At 64.2% G+C, this 20,624-nt stretch carries 15 protein-coding genes; 7 read left to right on the top strand and 8 right to left on the bottom strand.

Annotated elements, in window-relative coordinates; all coding sequences use genetic code 11:
- Window positions 1–42: 42 nt before the first annotated feature.
- From maiA to B3K53_RS07100, 7 genes are all read right to left on the bottom strand, one after another.
- Window positions 43–672, bottom strand: a complete 630-nt coding sequence (maiA, locus tag B3K53_RS07130) for a maleylacetoacetate isomerase (RefSeq protein ID WP_292083474.1) — start codon at window positions 670–672, stop codon at window positions 43–45.
- Window positions 673–676: 4 nt separating this feature from the next.
- Window positions 677–2,011 (bottom strand): MFS transporter, encoded by a 1,335-nt coding sequence (locus B3K53_RS07125; protein WP_292083473.1) that lies wholly within the window; start codon window positions 2,009–2,011, stop codon window positions 677–679.
- Window positions 2,012–2,082: 71 nt separating this feature from the next.
- A complete protein-coding gene (locus B3K53_RS07120; RefSeq protein ID WP_292083472.1) occupies window positions 2,083–2,778 on the bottom strand; it encodes a fumarylacetoacetate hydrolase family protein in 696 nt (231 codons plus the stop codon).
- Window positions 2,775–3,830 carry a gentisate 1,2-dioxygenase gene (gtdA, locus tag B3K53_RS07115; RefSeq protein ID WP_292083471.1) on the bottom strand — a complete coding sequence of 352 codons (1,056 nt, stop codon included), beginning with the start codon at window positions 3,828–3,830 and terminating at the stop codon, window positions 2,775–2,777. The genes B3K53_RS07120 and gtdA overlap by 4 nt, the downstream gene beginning before the upstream one ends.
- 3 nt (window positions 3,831–3,833) lie before the next feature.
- Entirely contained in the window at window positions 3,834–4,163 is a 330-nt protein-coding gene (locus B3K53_RS07110; protein ID WP_207826588.1) for a non-heme iron oxygenase ferredoxin subunit, read from the bottom strand.
- The gene (locus tag B3K53_RS07105; protein ID WP_292083469.1) at window positions 4,160–4,627 is read right to left on the bottom strand and encodes an aromatic-ring-hydroxylating dioxygenase subunit beta; all 468 of its coding nucleotides are present in this window, start codon (window positions 4,625–4,627) and stop codon (window positions 4,160–4,162) included. Before B3K53_RS07105 ends, B3K53_RS07110 begins: the two co-directional genes overlap by 4 nt.
- Before the next feature lie 8 nt (window positions 4,628–4,635).
- Complete coding sequence (locus tag B3K53_RS07100) at window positions 4,636–5,886, bottom strand: aromatic ring-hydroxylating dioxygenase subunit alpha (protein WP_292083468.1); 1,251 nt, start codon at window positions 5,884–5,886, stop codon at window positions 4,636–4,638.
- Between the two features lie 123 nt (window positions 5,887–6,009).
- Between B3K53_RS07100 and B3K53_RS07095 the strand changes: the two genes are divergently transcribed.
- Entirely contained in the window at window positions 6,010–7,197 is a 1,188-nt protein-coding gene (locus B3K53_RS07095) for an NAD(P)/FAD-dependent oxidoreductase (protein WP_292083467.1), read from the top strand.
- A 4-nt stretch (window positions 7,198–7,201) separates the two neighbouring features.
- Here B3K53_RS07095 and B3K53_RS07090 read toward each other — a convergent pair whose 3' ends face one another.
- Complete coding sequence (locus B3K53_RS07090) at window positions 7,202–7,969, bottom strand: IclR family transcriptional regulator (RefSeq protein WP_292083466.1); 768 nt, start codon at window positions 7,967–7,969, stop codon at window positions 7,202–7,204.
- Between the two features lie 1,437 nt (window positions 7,970–9,406).
- Here B3K53_RS07090 and B3K53_RS07085 point away from each other — a divergent pair.
- The 6 genes from B3K53_RS07085 (at window position 9,407) to B3K53_RS07060 (ending at window position 20,622) form a co-directional block, all read left to right on the top strand.
- The gene (locus B3K53_RS07085) at window positions 9,407–10,276 is read left to right on the top strand and encodes a HamA C-terminal domain-containing protein (RefSeq protein WP_292083465.1); all 870 of its coding nucleotides are present in this window, start codon (window positions 9,407–9,409) and stop codon (window positions 10,274–10,276) included.
- Window positions 10,276–12,810, top strand: a complete 2,535-nt coding sequence (locus tag B3K53_RS07080) for a DEAD/DEAH box helicase (protein WP_292083462.1) — start codon at window positions 10,276–10,278, stop codon at window positions 12,808–12,810. Before B3K53_RS07085 ends, B3K53_RS07080 begins: the two co-directional genes overlap by 1 nt.
- A 148-nt stretch (window positions 12,811–12,958) precedes the next feature.
- Complete coding sequence (locus B3K53_RS07075; protein WP_292083460.1) at window positions 12,959–14,896, top strand: ATP-dependent nuclease; 1,938 nt, start codon at window positions 12,959–12,961, stop codon at window positions 14,894–14,896.
- Entirely contained in the window at window positions 14,893–16,569 is a 1,677-nt protein-coding gene (locus B3K53_RS07070; RefSeq protein WP_292083459.1) for an ATP-dependent helicase, read from the top strand. The genes B3K53_RS07075 and B3K53_RS07070 overlap by 4 nt, the downstream gene beginning before the upstream one ends.
- 465 nt (window positions 16,570–17,034) lie before the next feature.
- On the top strand, window positions 17,035–18,039 hold the full coding sequence (locus B3K53_RS07065) for a restriction endonuclease (protein WP_292083457.1): 1,005 nt from the start codon (window positions 17,035–17,037) through the stop codon (window positions 18,037–18,039).
- A gap of 54 nt (window positions 18,040–18,093) precedes the next feature.
- On the top strand, window positions 18,094–20,622 hold the full coding sequence (locus B3K53_RS07060; RefSeq protein WP_292083456.1) for a DEAD/DEAH box helicase family protein: 2,529 nt from the start codon (window positions 18,094–18,096) through the stop codon (window positions 20,620–20,622).
- Window positions 20,623–20,624: the final 2 nt, after the last annotated feature.

The following is a 20,624-nucleotide window of genomic DNA, read 5'->3' as shown; positions in this document are numbered from 1 at the left end:
AAAGGGCGCGGTTGGCTCCGCGCTCGGTTCAATTGGGGTGATTTATTCGGCGTCGGGCTGTCGGCCCGGGGCGGCGTTCTGGAAGGCGGGCAGTTCGAGGCAGGCGGCTTCAATGGCCAGCAGGCGCGGCCAGCGCACCTCGACGCCGAAACGGCGGGCGTTACCCAGCTGCGGCACGATGCACAGGTCGGCCAGGGTCGGAGCGTCGCCGAAGGCGAAGGGCCCCGGCTGGTCGGCCAGCAGCTTGTCGACCGCATCGAGGCCTTCCTCGATGACCGTGGCGGCCCAGGCCTGAACCACGTCTTCGCCCAGACCGAGGTCGCGCAGGCGTTGCAGCACCTTGAGGTTCTGCACCGGGTGGATGTCGCAGGCGACGGCCTGGGCCACGGCGCGGACCCTGGCCCGTGGCACCGGATCAGCGGGCAGCAGCGACGGCTCGGGCGAGGTCTCGTCGAGATATTCGATGATGGCCAGCGACTGGGTCAGGACCGCGCCGTCGTCGGTGACGAAGGCGGGCAGCAGGCCCTGCGGGTTGAGCGCCAGATATTCCGGCGCCCGCTGCTCGCCCTTGCGCAGGTGATGGATGACCTGCACGGCCTCCAGTCCCTTGAGGCCCAGGGCGATACGAACCCGCCAGGAGGCCGTGGAGCGGAAATAACCGTGCAGGATCATGGGGTCAGACTCCGGCGCGACGGCGCACGCCGCCGAGGGTGAAGACCGCGATCGAGGCGATCACGGCGGGGATGACCGCCAGCAGGATCAGGTTCTGCGGGCTCCAGCCGGCGGCCAGCAGCACGCCGCCGACCAGCGGACCGACGATGGCGCCGATCCGGCCCACGCCCAGGGCCCAGCCCACGCCGGTGGCGCGGATGGCGGTCGGATAGACAGCCGCCGTCAGGGCGTTGCAGCCGATCTGGGCGCCGACGACGCCGAAGCCGGACAGGGCCGCGCCGACCAGCAGGACCGTCAGGTTCGTGCCGCCGAAGGCCAGCAGGGCGATGAAGGCGGCCGAGGCGGCGTAGGCCGAACCCAGGACGACGTAGGGGCTGATCTTGTCGATCATCCGGCCCAGGACGATGGCGCCGACGACGCCGCCCAGGTTCAGGGTGGCGGTGGACAGGATGGCCATGCCGAGCGGCAGACCGGCGCCCTTCAGCAGGGTCGGCAGCCAGTTCACCAGGAAGTACATGACCAGCAGGTTCATGAAGAAGGCGACCCACAGCAGCAGGGTCACGGGGGCGCGGCCTTCACGGAACAGCTGGAAGACCGAGAAGCCCTTGGCCGCCGACGTCTGCTCGTGCTTCAGGCCGGCGATGAATTCGCTGACCGAGGCGTCAGCGTCGATCTTCTTCACGATCGGGGCGATCTTGTGCTCCGGCGCGCCCTTGGCGACCAGGAAACGCACCGATTCCGGCAGCATGAAATAGAGCACCGGCAGCAGCAGCAGCGGCAAGACGCCGCCGACGACGAAGACCGAATGCCAGTCCCAGGTCGCGATCAACCAGGTCGAGATCAGACCGCCGATGGTCGAGCCCAGCGGGAAGCCGCAGAACATGACCGTCACCAGGGTCGCGCGCAGACGGGCCGGGCCGTATTCGCTGGTCAGGGCGATGATGTTGGGCATGGCGGCGCCCAGACCGACGCCGGTGATGAAGCGATAGATCAGCAGTTCGTTCATCGAGGTCGAGAAGGCCGTCAGCAGGGCGAACAGGCCGAAGATGAAGGTCGAGATCAGGATGACCGTCTTGCGGCCGAACTTGTCCGCCGCCGGGCTCAGGGTGAAGGCGCCGACCGTCAGGCCCAGAAGGCCGATGGCGAAGATCGGGCCGAACGCCGACGGGGCCAGGCCCCAGTCCTCGGCGATCTTGGGCGCGACGAAGGCGATCGACTGGGTGTCGAAGCCGTCGAGCATGGCGATGATGAAGCACAGCGCCGTGACGCCGAACTGTAGCGGGCCGAACTCGGCCCGGTCGATGACGGCGTTTCCGCCCCCCTCACCCATGGCTGCCATTTGTGTTGTCCTCCGTGGAGGGCGCGTCTGTCGCGCGCCTCTCCTTGTGTTGATGATGTTAGAAAAAAGGGTCAGGCGGCGGGCGGGCCGACCTTGATGTTGAGGGAGGTCAGGCCGTCGATGGTCACGGTCATGGCGTCGCCAGGAACCACAGCACCGACGCCGGCGGGGGTGCCGGTATAGATCAGGTCGCCGGGCTGGATCTCCCACAGACCCGACAGGTAGGCGACAATGTCGGCCACCGGCCAGATCAGGTCGGCCAGGTCCGCCGACTGCTTGACCTCGCCGTTGACGGTCAGCTCGATCTTGCCGTTCTCGGGATCAAAGCCCTCGCCCGCCTTGTGGATCAGGCCCAGCGGCGACGACTGCTCGACGTTCTTGCCGGTGTCCCACGGACGGCCTTGCGCGCGGGCTTCCAGCTGCAGGTCGCGGCGCGTCATGTCCAGGCCGGTGGCGTAGCCCCAGACGTGGTCCAGCGCGTCCTCGACGGCGATGTCGCGACCGCCCTTGCCGATGGCGACCACCAGCTCGGCCTCATAGTGGAAGTTCTCGGTCTTGGACGGATAGGCGATGGTCGTGCCGTCCGGCACGACGGTCTCGGCCCAGGCGGTGAAGAAGAAGGGCGGCTCGCGGTCCGGGTCGCGGCCCATTTCGCGGGCGTGAGCGGCATAGTTGCGGCCGACGCAGAAGATGCGGCGGACCGGGAATTCGTCCCCGGTGTTGGTCGGGGCAAGCACGGGCGCTTGCGGTTGGAACAGCAGGCTCATGCGTTCTCTTCCTTGTAGAGGTTCAGTTTTTCCTGACAGGCCTTGTCGGAGTATCCGAACAGGACCAGTCGGCTGGCCGCCTTGAAGGCGACCGATTTCCACGACGGCACGACCACGATGTCGCGCGGCTTCAGGGCGATGGTCTCGCCCTCGATCACCGCCTCGCCCGTCCCTTCGACCACCACGAAGATGGTGCCGTCGGTCGAGCGGCGCGGCTTGGACTCAAAGCCTCCCGGCAGCAGGCGGACATGGGCCGAGATGGTGGCCATGATCGGCCCGCCGTTGATCGGGTTCATGAACTCCAGCGCGTGGCCCAGACGCGGGTCGATCTCGGCGCCGCTCTCGGCCATGGCGTCCAGCGCCGGTCGCCACTCGGCGTAGGGATAGTGGAACAGGGGCTGATGCGCCGGACGGCGATCCGCCGTGTGGCCCTTCAGCGGACGCATGTTGCGACCATAGCGGTTCAGGCTGTCGCCGGCCGGGGCCTGTTCGGGGAACTGGTCTTCCGAATAGCCCTCGGCGAAACTGGCGTCGAAGTGACGGACGGTGGGGATGTCCAGACCGTCCAGCCAGATCATCGGCGTCTCGGTCGGATTGCCGTGGTCGTGCCACTGGCCGCCCGGCGTCAGCACCAGATCGAAGGGCTGCATCACCGCCTTCTCGCCGTCCACCGAGGTATAGGCGCCGCCGCCCTCCATGACGAAGCGCAGAGCGCACTGGGCGTGGCGGTGGGCCGGAGCGATCTCGCCCGGCAGGATCAGTTGCAGACCGGCGTAGAGGCTGGGCGTGATGCCCGAATGGCCCGGCAGGCCGGGGTTTTCCAGGATCAGCACCCGGCGCTCGGCCTGTTTGGCGCTGATCAGGTCGCCCGCCCGCATCAGGTAGTCGCGCGCATTGTCATAGGACCACTTGTGCACCTTGGCGGGAGAATCCGGCTTGGGCAGGACCAGGGCCGACAGCTTTTCCCACAGGGGATAGAGGCCTTCGGGCTCCATCTGCTCATAGAGGGCGTTCAGCTGGGACTGCTGGTCGTTGGACAGGACCTCGTGCATGGCTCAGCCCTCCATGCCGACGTGCAGCAGTCCGTCCTGCAGCTTGACCGGGAAGCTGCGCACGGCGACCGAACACGGCGCATCGACCGGCGCGCCCGTCTTCACATTGAAGGTGCCCTGATGCAGGGGGCATTCGATCAGCTCGCCGTCCAGGAAGCCGTCGGACAGACTGGCGGCGCCGTGGGTGCACAGGTCAGCGGTGGCGAAATACTCGCCGTCCACGACATAGAGGGCGACGTTCAGGCCGTTGGCGCTGGCCTTGGCGACGCCGTGCTCTTCGAGGGCCGAGGGCGGCAGGGTCGCCACCCACGACAGGGTCGCGGCTTCGGTCATGCGGGGTACACCAGACTGTTGGGGATCATTTCGGAATCGAAGACGACGATACGCTCGACAAAGCGCAGGCGGTCGCCGTCGCGGACGATGCGGTCGTGGCAGACAGCGGACAGGATGATGTCCGACTGCTTGTCGACCAGGGTCTGCACCACCAGCAGGTTGTGACGGACGCTGACGCTCCCCTCGTCCTGAGCCGTCACGCGCGGCGCGGTGGGAAAGCGACGGTAATATCGCGGCGCATACATCTGGGTCCGCGTCAGGCCGGTCACCCGGTCCTTCAGCATGCCCCGACTCTCGGCCTGCATGGTGCACAGGGTGTAGCCGGCGTCGTAGTTCTCGCGCGGGATCACCCGATACAGGCAGTCCTCGGTGAAGAAGTCGGGCCAGGCGTGCAGATCGACATCGTCCAGCACGCCGTAATAGGCGTCATACAGGTCGCGGATCTCGTCACGAGCAATAGTCATGGCGTCGCTCACAGGCCCATCACCTTGCGCCAGTAGCGGTACATGCCGCGCACGGCGGTCTCGGTGACCTGATGGTCGGTCGGGGCGATCTCGCGGCCGCCCATCTGCAGGATGAAGTGCTCGTCCGGCGAACCGGCGGCGCCCTGCTGGGTCATTTCCAGAACCTCGCCGTCGTCGGCCGAGACGAAGCCCGCCGGGCCGAACAGGTTGGCCTGACGCGTGCGGCGCAGGCGCATCTCCGGCGTGTCGTCGGCGTAGCACCAGTGGGTCCAGTGGAAGTCAAAGCCACCGACGCCCTTGGGCACGATCTGGCGCGTGGTCAGACTGTTGACCTGCTGTTGCAGGATCACGCTGGGGAAGATGGTGATCATCCCGACGGTTTCCTCGCCGGGGAACTCCTGCACCACGTCCATGACGCGGGGGTCTTCCAGCACCAGATCGCCCTGGAAGTTGCGGATATCGGCCATGGCCTCGGTCTTTTCCTGCTCGCCCTTGCGCGAGATCAGGATGCCGTGGCGGCCCTCGTCGTCGATATCGACGGCGGACTTCTGGTCGGCGCGGAACAGGCCGAAGGTGGCGAAGAACACATGCAGAAGGCCCGCGTGATAGGGGTCCTTGATGTTCTCCTGCATCTGCTTCCAGTTGGCGGGGATGTGCTGACGGTTGTAGCCCAGCACCTCCAGCTTCCGGCCGTCATAGACGCGGGTGTAGTGCTTCCAGAACTTCTCGCCGAGATACTCGCGGAAGGGCGGCGTCTCGTCCGAGAAGGTGGCCCAGACCACGCCGTTGACCACCTCGACGCGCAGCTTGTTCAGGCTGTGGTCCTTGGGATCGAAGTCCGACGGCATCCCGCCCTGGCGCTTGACGCCGCGGCGGAAGGGCACGCCCTGCAGGTCGCCGTTCAGGGCATAGGACCACTGGTGATAGGGGCAGATCAGTTCCTTGGAGTGGCCGGTGCGGGTCTGGCAGAACTTGACGCCCTTGTGGGCGCAGCGGTTCTCGACGACCGAGATCTCGTCCTCGCCCGAGCGGACCATGACGCAGGGCTTCTCGCCCAGGGTCGTCGTCTTCCAGTCGCCGACCTCGGTCAGCTCGCACTCCAGACCGACATAGAGCCAGTGCGGCCCGTACCAGATCTTCTGCAGTTCCTCGGCGTAGATCGCGGGGTCCGTATAGACCCAGTAGGGCACGGCGGCGTCGACGTCGGCCGGCCATGCGCGGCTGTTCTCGCCCTCCGGCGGGCGTACGGGGATGTTCACTGAAAGCTCCCGGACAAGAATTCGAAGCGGCGATCTCATGTCGCCGTTGACCGCATTGGTGTCGTGGTTTTTGATCTATGTCAAACGCGTTGCATCTAGTGCAACGACGAATGGAGATCACAAATGGCTGAACGCATCGTCATCCTGGGCGCCGGACAGGCCGGCGGCGCGACCGCTATCGCCTTGCGTGAGCTGGGTTTTTCGGGATCGATCCTGGTCGTGGGCGACGAGGCCCACCCCCCCTACGAACGTCCAAGCCTGTCCAAGGAATACCTGTCGGGCGCCGAGGCCGATCCGGTCTGGCTGGCGCCCGTTGAACGCTGGGTCGAGCTGGACGTGGCCCTGAAACTGGGCGCCGAGGCCGTCGCCATCGACCGTGACAGGGGCGAGATTCGACTGGCCGACGGTTCGGTCGAACCCTACGACAAACTGGTCCTGGCCATGGGCGGTCGCGTGCGCCGCCTGCCCCTGCCCGACCATGCCGCCGTCCGCTACCTGCGCACCGCCGACGACGCCCGCGCCATCGCGGCGGCGGCCAAACCCGGCGCCCGCGCCCTGGTGATCGGCGGCGGCGTGATCGGTCTGGAGGCGGCTTCGACCCTGCGCGGGCTGGGCCTGACCGCCACGGTGATCGAGGCGGGCCAGCGTCTGCTGGGCCGCAACGTCCCGGCCGAGGCCGCCGAATGGCTGGCCGCCGCCCACGCCCGCATCGGCGTCGAGGTGAAGCTGGGCCGGTCGCTGCAATCATTGGAAGACGCCGCCGACGGCTCGGTTCTGGCGCGGCTGGACGACGGCTCGACCATCGAGGCCGACCTGACCGTCGTCGGCATCGGCATCATCCCCTCGACCGAGATGGCCGAGGCCGCGGGCCTGCCGGTCGCGGGCGGGGTTCTGGTCGGCGACGACTACCGCTCGCCCGCCGACGACCGCATCTTCGCCGTGGGCGATCTGGCCGCCCGGAGGCGCGACGGCGCCGCCGCCCGCATGGAGACCTGGGCCCACGCCCAGACCTCGGCCCGCGCCGCCGCCCTGGCCATTCTGGGGCTGCCGGCAGAGGTCGAGCCGACGCCCTGGTTCTGGACCGCCCAGTGCGGGCACAACCTGCAGATCCTCGGTGATCCGGCGGCGGGCGATGCGGTCGTGTCACGCGGCGAGGCGGTGCGTCTTTATCTACGCGACGGCGTGCTGGTCGGCGCGGTCTGCCTGGATCAGCCGCGCGACTTCGCCACGGCGCGCCGCCTGATGGGCAAGGCGCTGATCGCGGAGACGGCGAGCGACCCGGCAGCCGACCTGCGCAAGGCCGCCGCCTGAGCCGTCAGAGCGACGGGCGCACCCCGCCCGTGGCCAGGGTGATCTGGTCGCAGACCTCGATCAGGCGTTCGCGCGCCTGATCGTCGTATTCCGGCTTGAACACGTCGGTGGCCAGGACCGTGGCGGTGAAGACCGCCTCGCCCTGCAGGTCGAAGATCGGCACGGCGGTGGCCCGCAGGCCGGGGATCAGATCCCCCCGGATGGCCGAATAGCCGTCACGCCGCACCCGCGCGCGCAGGCCCTCGACGTCGACCGGCTGGAACTGCGGCTGGGTCTCGCGCTCGACCATCTGCCGCGTCGCCGCCTCGGGCCGGAAAGCCAGGAAGACATGCCCAGTCGCCGAACTGAGCAGCGGCAGGGGCGAGCCGACCATCAGCGAGGTCGAGATGGCGGGCGTGCCCATGATCCAGCGCACCACGATCGGCCCGGTGGGCCCCAGGGCGCCCATCTGCACCGTGCGCCCGGTCTCGGCGACATAGTCGGTCAGGGCGATCGCCGCCTCGCGGAAGCTGTCCATCCGCGACAGGGCCGCCAGCCCCAGACGCAGCGCGCCCGAGCCCAGCTCATAGCGCCCCGTCGCCGCATCCTGACGCGCCATGCCGGCGGCGATCAGACTGGCCAGATAGCGGTGCGCCTGCGACGCCGACAGGTCCGACGCCTGGGCGATCGCGCCCAAGGCCGCCGCTCCGTTCTGCGAGGCCAGCACCTCCAGCACACGCAGGCCGATGCCCACGGACTGAATGCCCTGCCGCCGCTCGCCTGTCTCGCTCATCGTGTCACCACCCCAATACGAACGCCAAGGTACAGCTTTTCGCGACCGCGCAACCCATTCCTTTCCAGTTCGTCGCCTTGCCCGCAAGACTTGTCGGCATGCCGCCGCTAGGCGCCGCCAAGGACTCCCGCGGAACGACGCAAGCAGAGCATCTTCACGGAGCGCCCGACATCCAGCCGCTCGTGTGACGACGGACGCCGCCCTAGGGCTCCAGCTCGATGTCCCAGTAGAGGAAGCTGAAACCGCCCTATCCGCGCCGATAAACTCCTGAGAGCATTTATAAAAATCGACACCAGACAATCCGACCGATGCCCATGGTCACCATATGATCACCACGGCGACGGAAATCGCAGCGATTTCCAGCACGCGACAGAGGCTACCAGAAACCAGCCGAAAAGTCGTCGCTAACGGCTGCAACGCGCCAGAAGCAGACATTGACCAACAGCCCGAAACCAGACGTTCGGCAAGCTGGTCGGCGTCATCCGCCAGCTGTGGTTATCCGACGCGGCCACCAGAACTCTTCCTAAGTGTCATTCGGCGAGGCACGCGCTTAAATGCCACGGCATACTTGTCGATCTCCATCTGCCAGAGAGGGATTTTGAGCTGTTCCATAGCCTCACGCACCGCCTTCTGGTGGTCGGAAGAAACGCGCGAGCCCAGATAAACGCCGTCAACACAGTTCACACTTTTGTACGCCGCCGGCCCACGAACTGAGCGAATGAGCCGCCACTCGCGCTCTTGGGACCACCGCACAGTCTTGGTGGAGAGCACCATGCGTGCGCGTTGCTCTGCGGTTTCCCCACGCACTGCGTGTCCTAGATAATCATGAGCTGGAAGACTTCCTCTGCCTCTACCAAGACGAGTTGATGCTATCCCCCGAAGACCTCAGTGCCCGATGGGATCCCGGTCGCCGTTCGGCCTGTGGCCTCGGCCAGCGCCAGCCCGCAAACTGCTAACGGCGCGTCTCGTTACAAAGCTCGGCTGGGAACCGACCGCATATAAGTAGATGCTAGGAGCGTTCACTGTCTTTCTGCCTCAAGTGAGACATCCGCCGATCCCCCGGCGGGACCGCGACATCCAGCTTTCGCGCTCATGCCCGAGAGCAACGCCCACGGTCAGATTAGCGCTTGGCTCAAGGGATTGGGACTGGCCTGACACGCCCAAGTCGGCCTGTGCCGGGCGGCCCGCATCGGCGGGTCCGACGCCGGTCCGCGTCCACAGGCCGTAGGGAGCAAGCTTGGGTATTGTTGCCGAACCGGTTCAGTGGGATACAGACATTGAGCGTCGTTATACGAGGAATGTCACATCAGCGCTGTCGAACATGCTGAGGACAACGAAACAGTTCTAGGCCCGGAACGCTTTGAGGCGGAGATCGCCGCGCTCGGCCGAGATTGGACCCTGCTCGCGCCGCGCCTGCGACAGGTCGACCATGACGTCGTGACCGACCACAACCGCCTGACCCTGCGTCTGCATTACCCGGCGCTTCGCAACGCCCAGGCGAGCGTCGGCGACCTGATCGACATCATCGTCCTTTTCATGGCGCACTTCAGCCTGCCTCGGAAACAGGTGGAGGCGGTCTATGCTCAGAAGGAACAGCTCGACAGCTTCGCTTTCCACACGGCGGCCACGCGGCTCAATCAGGAGGCGGTGTCCCTATTCAAGCGGGTGCGGTCGGCGTCGAGTAGCGGCGAGGCGGGCGAGCTCCTCCTGTTCCTACTGACCGAGTGGATCATTGGTGCCCCCCAGATCATCGCCAAGATGTCGCTGAAGAGCAATCCGCAGATGCCGGTTCACGGATCAGACGGAATCCATGTGAAGTTCGTCCCTGAAACCGGCAAGCTGCTGTTCTATTCCGGTGAGGCCAAGCTCTACTCCCGGATAGACGGTGCAATCGCCTCCGCAGCCAAGTCAATCGCGGAAGGCCTCGATCACGACAAGGCCAAGCACGAGTTGGAGCTCGTGCGCCGGAACCTCAGCTTCGCCGGATTGACCGCGGACGCAGAAGCCGCTCTGCTGAAATATCTGGATCCCCTGGAGGAGGCGTATAACGACCGCGTCGACCTTGTGACCTGCCTGATTGGTTTCGACTTCGCGGGCTACGGCGATCTGGGGCGCCATGATGATCCGCGCGCGCGGTTCGAGGCACTCGTGGTCGAACACCTTGCCGAGGTCGGACCGAAGATCGCGGCGGCCTTGACCCGCGCGGGGCTGAGCCAGCAGCGGGTCGAGATGTTCTTGCTGCCGGTGCCTTCGGTCGAGGATCTTCGCATCCGCTTCCAAGACCACATCGGCTGGGGGCGGCCCTAGTGCAGGCGCTGGCGGACAAAGTCTGGAACAACCCGGCCTTTCACTCCGCCGCTGCTCGGCTACAGCAGGGCTGGATCGCCAAAGAACTCGGGGTGGATCCCCCGAACCCTCCGACGCTCGAAGAGGCAGGCCGGGTCATCCGGGCTTCGGCGATCCTAGCCTGTTCAGATGACCCCACCCACCGCCAACAAGCCTTCCGATCCGCGACCTCGGCGTTCGAGCTGTTCGGGGCGGACGAATTGCCCCTGGATCAGGCCATACGCGTCGTTCTGGCTCGGCTGGGGAACTTTCCAGCCATGGGAACGCGCAGCGCCATCGAAAAGGCGCGGGCCCATCTGCCCGCCCCTCTCTTCGGCGAGGAACTTGTCGTCTCGGACGCCCGCACGATAAGATTGGGCGAACGCTCCGTCGTGCTGACGGACTACCAGTGGAATCTCTGGAAGCGCCTGCAGCGTAAGGAGCGGGTCGCCGTGGCCGCGCCGACCTCGGCCGGGAAATCCTTCATCCTGCAGAACTTCATCGGCGGCCTGTTCGACGACGCGCGCCCGCGCACCGTGGTCTATCTCGTACCGACCCGGGCCCTGATCAGTCAGGTATCCGCCGACTTGCGGCGTATCGTGGCCGGCCAACCGCCTGCCTCCATCGTCGAGATCGCGACCGTCCCCCTGGAGCGCACCACGCCCTTACCGGTGCGGGCCGTCTTCGTGATGACGCAGGAACGCTTGCAGATGACGGTGTCGGCCCACACCGAGTTCGCGGCGAACGTCGTTATCGTCGATGAAGCCCATTCTGTTGGCGAAGGCGCCCGGGGAATATTGCTACAATGGGTAATTGAGGACTTGCTGCGTCGAAATCCCGATACCCAGCTCCTCTTCGCCAGCCCCCAAATCCGCAATCTCGACGTTTTCGGCGACATGTTTGGTCTGTCGGACGTCGAACAGCTGCCCTCCCGCGAGCCGACGGTCGCGCAGAACTTCCTCATCGTCCGGCCCGAAGGCACCCGCTTTGACGAGGTCTCCGTTCACTATGTCGAGAACGACCGGACGACGACGGAAATCACCAAGGTGAAGCTCGAGAGGCGTAGCCCATCGCGCCGACGCCGACTGATCGAAATCTCCGCACGGCTGGGTATGGGCTCCACCAACCTCGTCTATGCCAATGGGGCTGGAGACGCTGAACACATCGCCATCGAGCTCGCCAAGTTGTTCAAGGAACGGGTTCCGACGAAACGCCAATCGGCGCTCGCGCAACTCGCCGCCGAGACGGTTCACGAGTCCTACGCGCTCGTGGAGTGCGTTCAGCGGGGCGTGGCCTTCCACTATTCCAACATGCCAGCCTTAGTACGCCAGGCGGTCGAGCAGGCCGTCGTCGCAGGCGACATCGACTATCTGGTATGCACCAGTACCCTCCTCCAGGGTGTCAATCTTCCGGCCAAGAACATCTTTATGTGCCGCCCCGAGAAGGGTGACGACAAGCCTCTGGAGTCCGTCGACTTCTGGAACCTAGCGGGCCGGGCGGGACGCCTCCTGAAAGAGTTCCAGGGCAACATATTCCTGATCGACTACGACAGCTGGAGAAGGAAACCACTGAGCCAACCCAGAGATGCGCTCATTGTGCCCGCCCTCCAGACCGCGCTTACGACCAGCGCCGACGAGCTCACCTCCATATTCCGTAACGGCATGGGCCCGGCCCGTAACAATGAACTGCTCGAGGCCGCCTTCGTCCGGCTTCTCGACGATCACGCCCACGACCGCATGCCTCAGGTAATCGGACGTCTGTCGTCGCCGGCTGGCGGCGACGGCTTCGCCCTAGTGTCGAGTCTGGTCGCCGATGCGGCGCTCGATGTGGCCCTGCCAACATCGGTGCTGCGTCGCAGCCCCAACATCTCCCCCCACAAGCAGCAGGCGCTCTATCGCTTCCTGCATGAATGGGCCTCGACGTCGGAAGTGGCGGCACGCTCCCTCGTGCCTTTGCATCCCCGCGACACCCACGCCTACGGCTGTTACGCCGCGATACTGCAGATCTGTCACCAGCTGATCATGGGCATGAGGCACGAAAGCCGGGTCCACCGGTTCCTGGCCATCATCGTGCTGCGGTGGATGAAGGGGCACCCGCTTCCCCGGATCATCCAGAACCAGTTGAACCGCAATCCGGAAAAGAACCGACGCGAGGTTGTGCGCGAGACGCTGGAGCTCGTCGAAAAGCGGGTGCGCTACGACTGCTGGCGTCTGTTCAGCTGCTACGGGTCCGTGCTCTCGGCGGTGCTGATCGACCTGGGCCGCACCGACCTCGTCGAAGCGATGCCGCCCATCCCCCTGTTTCTCGAGGTTGGAGCCTCGGACAGGACGACGATCAGTCTGATGAGCGCAGGCATTCCGCGAGCGATCGCGATGCGGCTCGCGGATTTCCCCAAACAGCCCTTGGTCGATGTGGAAGCAGCGCGGCGTTGGCTTCGCACCGCGCCCTTGGCCGACTACGGCCTTTCTCCTCTCTTGATGAAAGAAGTCCGCGACGTCATCGACACCATTCGGTGAATGACGACCGCGTCAGCATCGTCCAAGCAGGATCGGTAGTGAAAGAGGCCTCGCTCTGGTCCGGACACCCTTGCGAGAGCGAGGTGATCGGCTAGCATCCCTCAACCAAGGCGTGCGCCATGGTCTGGTTCGCCGAGGGGAATATACGATGAAGCTGGTACGCTTGAGGTTGAGCAATTTCCGATGCTTCGGACCCGGCCCCACCCAGATCACACTCGACGACACGACCTTCGTTATCGGTCCGAACGGATCTGGCAAGACCGCCGTGCTGCAAGCCCTCGCCAGAATGTTCAGCATCGATCCGGCGCAACGCAAGATCCGGGCGTCTGACTTCCATATCGCCGCCAGCGAAGCGCCGGAGGATGCGCCGGCCGAGCGCAGGCTGTGGATCGAGGCGGACTTCGAGTTCCCGGAGCTCAAGGTCGACGGCGTCATTGATCTCCTCGCGTCCGTTCCCGCCAGCTTCGCGCACATGCAGATGGAGACCACTGACGACACTGTCGCCATTCGTTTCCGGCTTCAGGCCATTCTCGATCAGGACGGCGACATCGAAGAGACGTTCACCCACGTCATCAAGCTCGACGCGTTCGGCGCGGTCGAGACGGAAAGCCGGGTCTCCAAACTCGAGCGCAACGCGATCCAGGTCCACTATCTACCGGCGCGCCGTAACCCGGCGGACCACATCTCCTATGCGACCAACGCCATGCTCGGGCGGATCCTGCGAGCCGCGAACTGGACGACCGAGCGCGACACCGTCTCGGCCCTGACCGGGCAGATCAACGAGACCCTGACCGGCAACGCCGCCATCGCCGAGATCGGGACCGAGATCACCCGGGCCTGGGAGGGTCTACACAAGGGTCGGTTCTATGCGAGCCCGGCGGTGTCCTTCGCGCGCAGCGAGATCGAGGCGCTGCTTCGCCACCTCAGCCTCTCCTTCACCCCCGCGCCCGAAGCCCCTCTGGTCGATTTCTCCCGCCTCAGCGACGGCCAGCAATCGCTGCTCTACATCAGCCTGGTCCTGGCCACGCGTGCGATCGGTGACAGGGCGCTCGCGGGAGGCGACGCGTTCGACATCGACAAACTGCGGCCGCCGATCTTCACCCTGCTCGCGGTGGAAGAGCCGGAAAACAGCCTCTCGCCCCATTACCTCGGCCGGGTCGTCCAGGCCCTCAAGGCGTTTGGGGCCGGCCGGGACGCCCAGGCCGTGGTTGCGACCCATGCCCCGGCCCTGCTCCGGCGGGTCGATCCTGAATCGATCCGATATCTGCGCCTCGACAGCCTTCGCCGGACCCTCGTGTCCAGGATCACCATGCCCGCCAAGACAGACGAGGCGGAGAAGTACGTCCGCCAAGCGGTCAAAGCCTTCCCGGAACTCTACTTTGCGCGGCTGGTTATTCTCGGTGAAGGCGATAGCGAGGAGATCGTCGTCCCTCGCCTGCTCGGAGCGAGGGACATCCTCGCCGACGACGCGTCAGTGTCCGTCGTGCCGCTCGGCGGGCGCCATGTGAACCACTTCTGGCGTCTGCTGTCGGACCTTGGCATCCCCCATGTCACCCTGCTGGACCTCGATCTCGCGCGCTGGCAGGGCGGCTGGGGCCGGGTCCGCTATGCGGCCCAGCAGCTGATCGAGTCCCGGGTTCACAACGCGCCCACCCAAGCGGGCGTCGATTCCATCCCGGCATGGAATGGTGCGGCGCGGCTGCTAGACGACACTCTAGGCTGGGTCGCGTATCTCGAGTCCCACGGAGTCTTCTTCTCTTCGCCCCTCGATCTCGACCTGATGATGATCGAAGCCTTCCCAGAGGCCTATGGCGTAGATGCCGTCTTCGACTTGGGCCCACCCGACGCCGACGCGGCTAAGGCGGTGCTGGGAAAGCGTCATGACGGTTTCGCGGACCAGTACACTCCTGCGCAACAGCAACTATTCGACGCCTATCACGACCGGTTCAAGGTCGGCAGCAAGCCGGCGCATCACGTGGCAGCTCTATCCGCGCTCGACGACGCCGCCCTGGTCGCCAGCATGCCTGCTGTGCTGAGACGACTAATCGATATGGTCGCAGTCAAACTCGAAGCGTTGCCGGAATGATTCCGATCGACCGCTGGCGCCCGTCCGCCGGCCTGACGTTGGAGCCCAACGCCTTGGTCGCGGCGACAGAGACCAGAACCAATCTGGCGCTGACGGCGGGACCCGGCGCCGGCAAGACAGAGATGCTGGCCCAGCGCGCGGGCTTCCTGCTGCAGACCGGGCAATGTCGCTATCCGCGCCGAATCTTGGCGATCTCGTTCAAGGTGGACGCCGCGCGCAACCTCAAGGCCCGCGTGCGAATGCGCTGCGGGCCGGACCTAGCGGCTCGGCTCGACAGCCATACCTTCCATGCCTTTGCCAAGCGTCTGATCGATCGGTTCCGCCCCGTCCTGAAAGGCCGGGATGCGCTCAATCCTGACTACTCTGTCGGCGCGCGCCGGGTGCAGGGGGAATCGATCACCTTCTCGGACATGGTGCCTCTGGCCCAGACCATCATCGCCTCAAGCGCAATCGCCAGAAATGCCGTCCAACAGACCTACAGCCACGTCTTCCTCGACGAGTTCCAGGACTGCACCTCGGATCAATACGCGTTGATCAAGGCCTGTTTCCTGGGTTCGCCCGCGATCCTCACCGCCGTCGGCGACACCAAGCAGAGCATCATGGGGTGGGCCGGAGCGCTGGAAGGGATTTTCGAGACCTTCGCTGAGGACTTCGACGCCCGACCGCTCAATCTGTATCAGAACTTCCGGTCGGCTCCGCGGCTGCGTCGGATGCAGAACGCTATGATCCGGGTCATGGACCCGCCCGCAGCCGGCGACGACGGTGAACTCCAGGGCGACACGGGGACGATCACCGTTCTCCAGTATGCGACGGACAAGGAAGAGGCTGCAGACCTTACCGTGCGGGTGCGCGCCATGATCGCAGATGACGGGCTGCCCGCCTCGGAGATCGCCATCCTCGTAAGCCGCGAACAGAAGTACTTCTGCCAAGACCTGATGGCGGCTATGGACGCCGCCGGCGTGCCGTACCGGGATGAGGATTCAACGCAGGATCTCGCTTCGGAGCCCGTGGCGCGGCTGATCGTAGACTTTCTGCTGGTGGCCTGCGGAAGGCGCGAGGCGGCCGCCCATCGTCGCCTGCTTGAGCAGGTCGTGTTCAGCTACGGGTTCGACGAAGAGCATGAATATCAGCAGCGCTCGCGCTGGAGCCGGCTGATCGCCGACACCCAGGCGCGCATCGCCTCCCGTGAGATCGATCTATCGAGCGAAGGCGATCTGACGGACCTGGCCCACACCGTGATCGCATCGGTGGGGCGCGAAAGGATTGTGGAGATGTCCTCCGACTATGCCCAAGGTGACAGACTGGATCAGTTAATCGCCGAGACGATCGCCAAGGCGCACGGCCTACTTGTCCGCGGCGGGGATCCAGCCTTGGCCTTGGCGAGTTTTGCCGGCGACGAAGCTGTCCGCATCATGTCGATGCACAAAAGCAAAGGGCTCGAGTTCGAGGCCGTGGTGATCCTCGGCGTGGAGAACCAGACCTTCTGGTCGAGCCTTGCAAGCGAGCGCTCGGTCTATTTCGTCGGCATCTCACGAGCCCGAACACACCTTCTCCTGACCCATTGTGGCCAGCGCGCCCGGCCGCCCGACTTCCCCCGGGCGCGTTGGGACGTGGCGCGTACCCCGCAGCTCGAGTTCTTAGGCTACGCAGCAGCGGCGGTATGCGCGACATAGCGGGTATTCGGGGTGGCTCGACCCTATTGAGTTTCTTCCACTGAGTGGACCTTCTGGACTACCGCTTTGAGTCAGAAACGGTCATGGTGGCTCACCATGACGCGAAGGACTGCCTCTGACTCAAAGCGGTCTTTGGCGAGGTCCGCCTTCGGGTAAAGCGTCGATCAGCTGCCGAGCCTCGCGCAGACCGTTAGGCCTCACGGTTCACATTATTGGAGCCGCAAGCTGCCCCTCGTGAGCAAGTATGGCGATGACTTGTCCAAGTCCGGAGGGGCTGAGGCGAGGCTCTACCAAGTGCTAAAATCCTACGGAATATCAGGTCCGACGCCGGATCAGGCAGCGTTTTGAATGCTATGTGTAACAGGTGCGCGTAACAAGGCCGACCGCACTTCAACGCCCCTCATTCTTCGCTTTGTCGCAATGAGAACTCGCCTATAGGGTGCGCTGATCGAAGGGGGCGCGTCTATGGCCGAGCAGGTTATTTGGGGGATTCACGCAGGCAAGACCGGCGACGCGGAGGCTCTGTTCGCCGAATCAAATTGCATCGCGGTGGGCTGGCCTGACATGGGCGATCTATCGGCTATGAAGCCGAGCCGGGAAGCGTTTAAGGCGCGCTACAGCAGCGTCTTTCCATCCAAGAGTGCGGGGCACGTGCCGGTCGCCGCGGGACAACTCTTCCGGTTCGCAAAAGAAATCAAAGTCGGGGACCTCGTGGTATTTCCGGCCAAACTGGACCGCACTGTCAGGATCGGACGGGTAACAGGCGATTATGTCTATCGGCCCGAGCTCTCAAAGGCCTACCCCAACCACCGCCCTGTGGAATGGTTGAATACCTTTCCCCGCACCAAGTTCAGCCAGAGCGCGCTTTACGAGATCGGCTCGGCCCTCTCCCTGTTTCAGGTCAAGAACTTCGCTGACGAGTTCCGAGCGGCGATCAGCGGAGAGACTTATATCGCCCCAGTAAGCGAGGATGAGGCCGTGGCCGCCGTTGTCATGGAGAGCGAGCAGAGCACCGAAGACTTCGTTCTGAAGCGGCTGGCGCGGGAGTTCAAAGGCCATGCCTTGGAACATTTTGTGGCCCATTTGCTAGAAGCGATGGGGTTCCGCGCAAGGGTCACCAAGAAGTCCGGCGATGGCGGCGTCGACATCATCGCGCACAAGGACGCGCTTGGTCTCGAACCCCCGATTATCAAGGTTCAGGTGAAGAGCACCGAGGGCTCTATCGGTGAACCGGAAGTAAAGCAGCTCAAGGGAAACTTGTCCGGAGGTGAGAAGGGCTTACTCGTGACACTCGGGACAATCAGCTCGAAGGCCGAGCTATTCGCCCGCTCGGTGCCGGACATCCGCCTCATCGATGGAGAGAGCCTCGTGAAGCTCATTCTCGAGCACTACGAGCAGTTCGACAGCCGCTACCGAGCGGCTGTCCCGTTGAAGCGAGTTTATCTCCCCGCTCCTCCCGAGGGCGAGTGAGGCTGACCACATGATTCTTCCTCAATCCAATGATGCGTTCGCTCGGGTGAAATCGTGAAAGCGAAAGAGGCAACTGCTCGCATCAAGATCAATCGTCTACTGGAAGAGTCGGGCTGGCGCTTCTTCGACGACGAGAACGGCTCCGCCAATATCGCCCTTGAGCCGAACACCAAGATCAAACAGTCGGAAATCGATGCGCTCGGCGAGGATTTCGAGACGGTCAAAAACGGCTACATCGACTTCCTGCTGCTGGATCGCAACGGTCGGCCTCTGATCGTCCTGGAGGCTAAGTCCGAGGGAAAGAACCCCCTCTCAGCAAAGGAGCAGGCCCGTCGCTACGCTCGCGAGCAGGACGCCCGGTTCGTCATCCTCTCGAACGGCAACCTCCACTACCTGTGGGATTTGAAGCAGGGCAATCCGAGCCTCATCACCAAGTTTCCCAGCCCGGATGACATCAAAGACCACCACGCCTTTCAGCCTGATGCCGAGCGGCTTGCGAATGAGGTCGTCGAGAACGACTACATCGCCCTCACCCAAATGCCAGCCTACGCCAATGAGGCGGGATGGAAAAATGACGCCGAGCGCCTTTCATTCATCGATAAGAACAAGCTCCGCTTCCTGCGGGACTATCAGAAGCGCGCCGTCCAATCCGTTCAGAAGGCGGCCAAGAAGGGCGCGATCCGCTTCCTGTTCGAAATGGCGACCGGGACCGGAAAGACTCTCACTTCAGCCGCGCTCATCAAGCTGTTCCTGAAGACGGGGAATGCTCGGCGCGTGCTCTTCCTCGTCGACCGGATCGAGCTCGAGATCCAGGCGGACAAGGCCTTCAAGGCGCTTTTGAAGAACGACTTCACCTGCGTCATCTACAAGGCGCAGAAGGATGATTGGCGGAAGGCTGACATCGTCGTCACCACCGTCCAGTCCCTTCTTTTTAACGACAAGTTCCGTCGCGCCTTTGCGCCAACCGACTTTGATCTGGTGATCTCGGACGAAGCGCACCGGTCCATCGGGGGCAATGCCCGGGCCGTGTTCGAGTATTTTGTCGGCTACAAGCTGGGCCTGACTGCGACGCCCAAGGACTATCTGAAACAGTCGAGGGGAGCGGCGCGCGATCCGCGCGAAACCGAGCGCCGGATGATGCTCGACACCTATCGCATCTTCGGCTGCGAGAGTGGCGAGCCCACCTTCCGCTATTCCTTGCTCGATGGCGTTCGCGACGAATTTCTTATCAATCCCTACGTGGTGGATGCGCGGACCGATATCACCACCCAACTTCTGTCTGAGGAGGGGTTTGTCGTCGAAACTACCGACGAGAACGGGGTCGAGCTCAAGGAAGCGTTCGGTGGTCGGGATTTCGAAAAAAAGTTCTTCGCGGAAGCGACGAACGAGGTGTTCTGCCAGACCTTCCTGAAGCACGGCCTGCGTGACCCCGTCACGGGCGAGTTCGGCAAGGCCATCATCTTCGCCGTCAGTCAGAACCATGCCGCCAAGGTGACCCAGATTCTGAACGTCATGGCTGACGCCATGTGGCCCCGGCGATACCAGTCGGACTTCGCGACCCAGGTGACCAGCGAGGTCATGAACGCGCAAACCATGACGGTTCAGTTCGCGAACAACAATCTCGGCGGGCGCAGCCCGTTCGACGAGAGCTACGTCACTAGCAAGACCCGGGTTTGCGTCACGGTGGGGATGATGACGACGGGCTACGACTGTCCAGACATTCTCAACCTCGCGATGATGCGACCCATCTTTAGCCCGTCCGAGTTCGTGCAGATGAAGGGGCGCGGTACGCGGAAACATCGCTTCGCCGACGAGATGCGCGATCCCGCTCGCAAGGCCGAGTTGGCTGACATCGAGAAGACCCAGTTCCGCTTGTTCGACTTCTTCGCGAACTGCGAGTTCTTCGAGGAACGCTTCAACTACGACGAAGAGCTGAAGCTGCCCAAGCCGTCCGCTCAGCCGCTCCTGAGTCACGTGGAGTCACCGGGGCGAACCTTTGACGGCTTCGAGACCGCTCGACCCGATGCGATCGTACTCCAGACCGAGCAACAGATCGGCTCGGAGGGTATGCGGGTTGATCGGGAGTTCTTCCAGAAGTTTGAAAGCACAATCCGGGAAGATGCTGCGCTGGCCGACCTAGTTGAACAGGAGAACTGGGACGCGGCGGTGAGCCTTGTGGTGAAGACCGTGTTCGACAAGCCGAACGAATTCTTCAATCTCGACAAGCTGCGCCGAGCCTCCGGGCTGGACCGCCGCATTACTGTGCGCGAGCTGATCGAGAAGGCGTTCGGCCATATTCCCAAGCTCAAGTCCAAGGCCGAGCTGGTCGATGATGAGTTTCAGAAATTCCTGTTAGACCAGAAGCCGGAGCAGGCCGACCGCATCGCGCCGATGCGTTATTTCTTTGCGGCCTATCTGACGGACCCCAACGTCCGCCGCCTGATCGATGAGGGCCGCATCGCCGACCTCAACGTCAATCCGGTCTTCAGCATCGCCGACCTGAAGGCGGTGCCGAAGGAATGGGTCCGGGGCATCCCCGAATATGTGAAGGACTATGTGTCCCTGAACCCCTTCCTCCCTTAGAA

It is taken from the genome of Brevundimonas sp. UBA7506 (genome assembly GCF_002479495.1).
Classification (GTDB): domain Bacteria; phylum Pseudomonadota; class Alphaproteobacteria; order Caulobacterales; family Caulobacteraceae; genus Brevundimonas.
The sequence above is the reverse complement of the archived record's forward strand: the minus strand, read 5'-3'. Positions and strand labels throughout refer to the sequence as shown.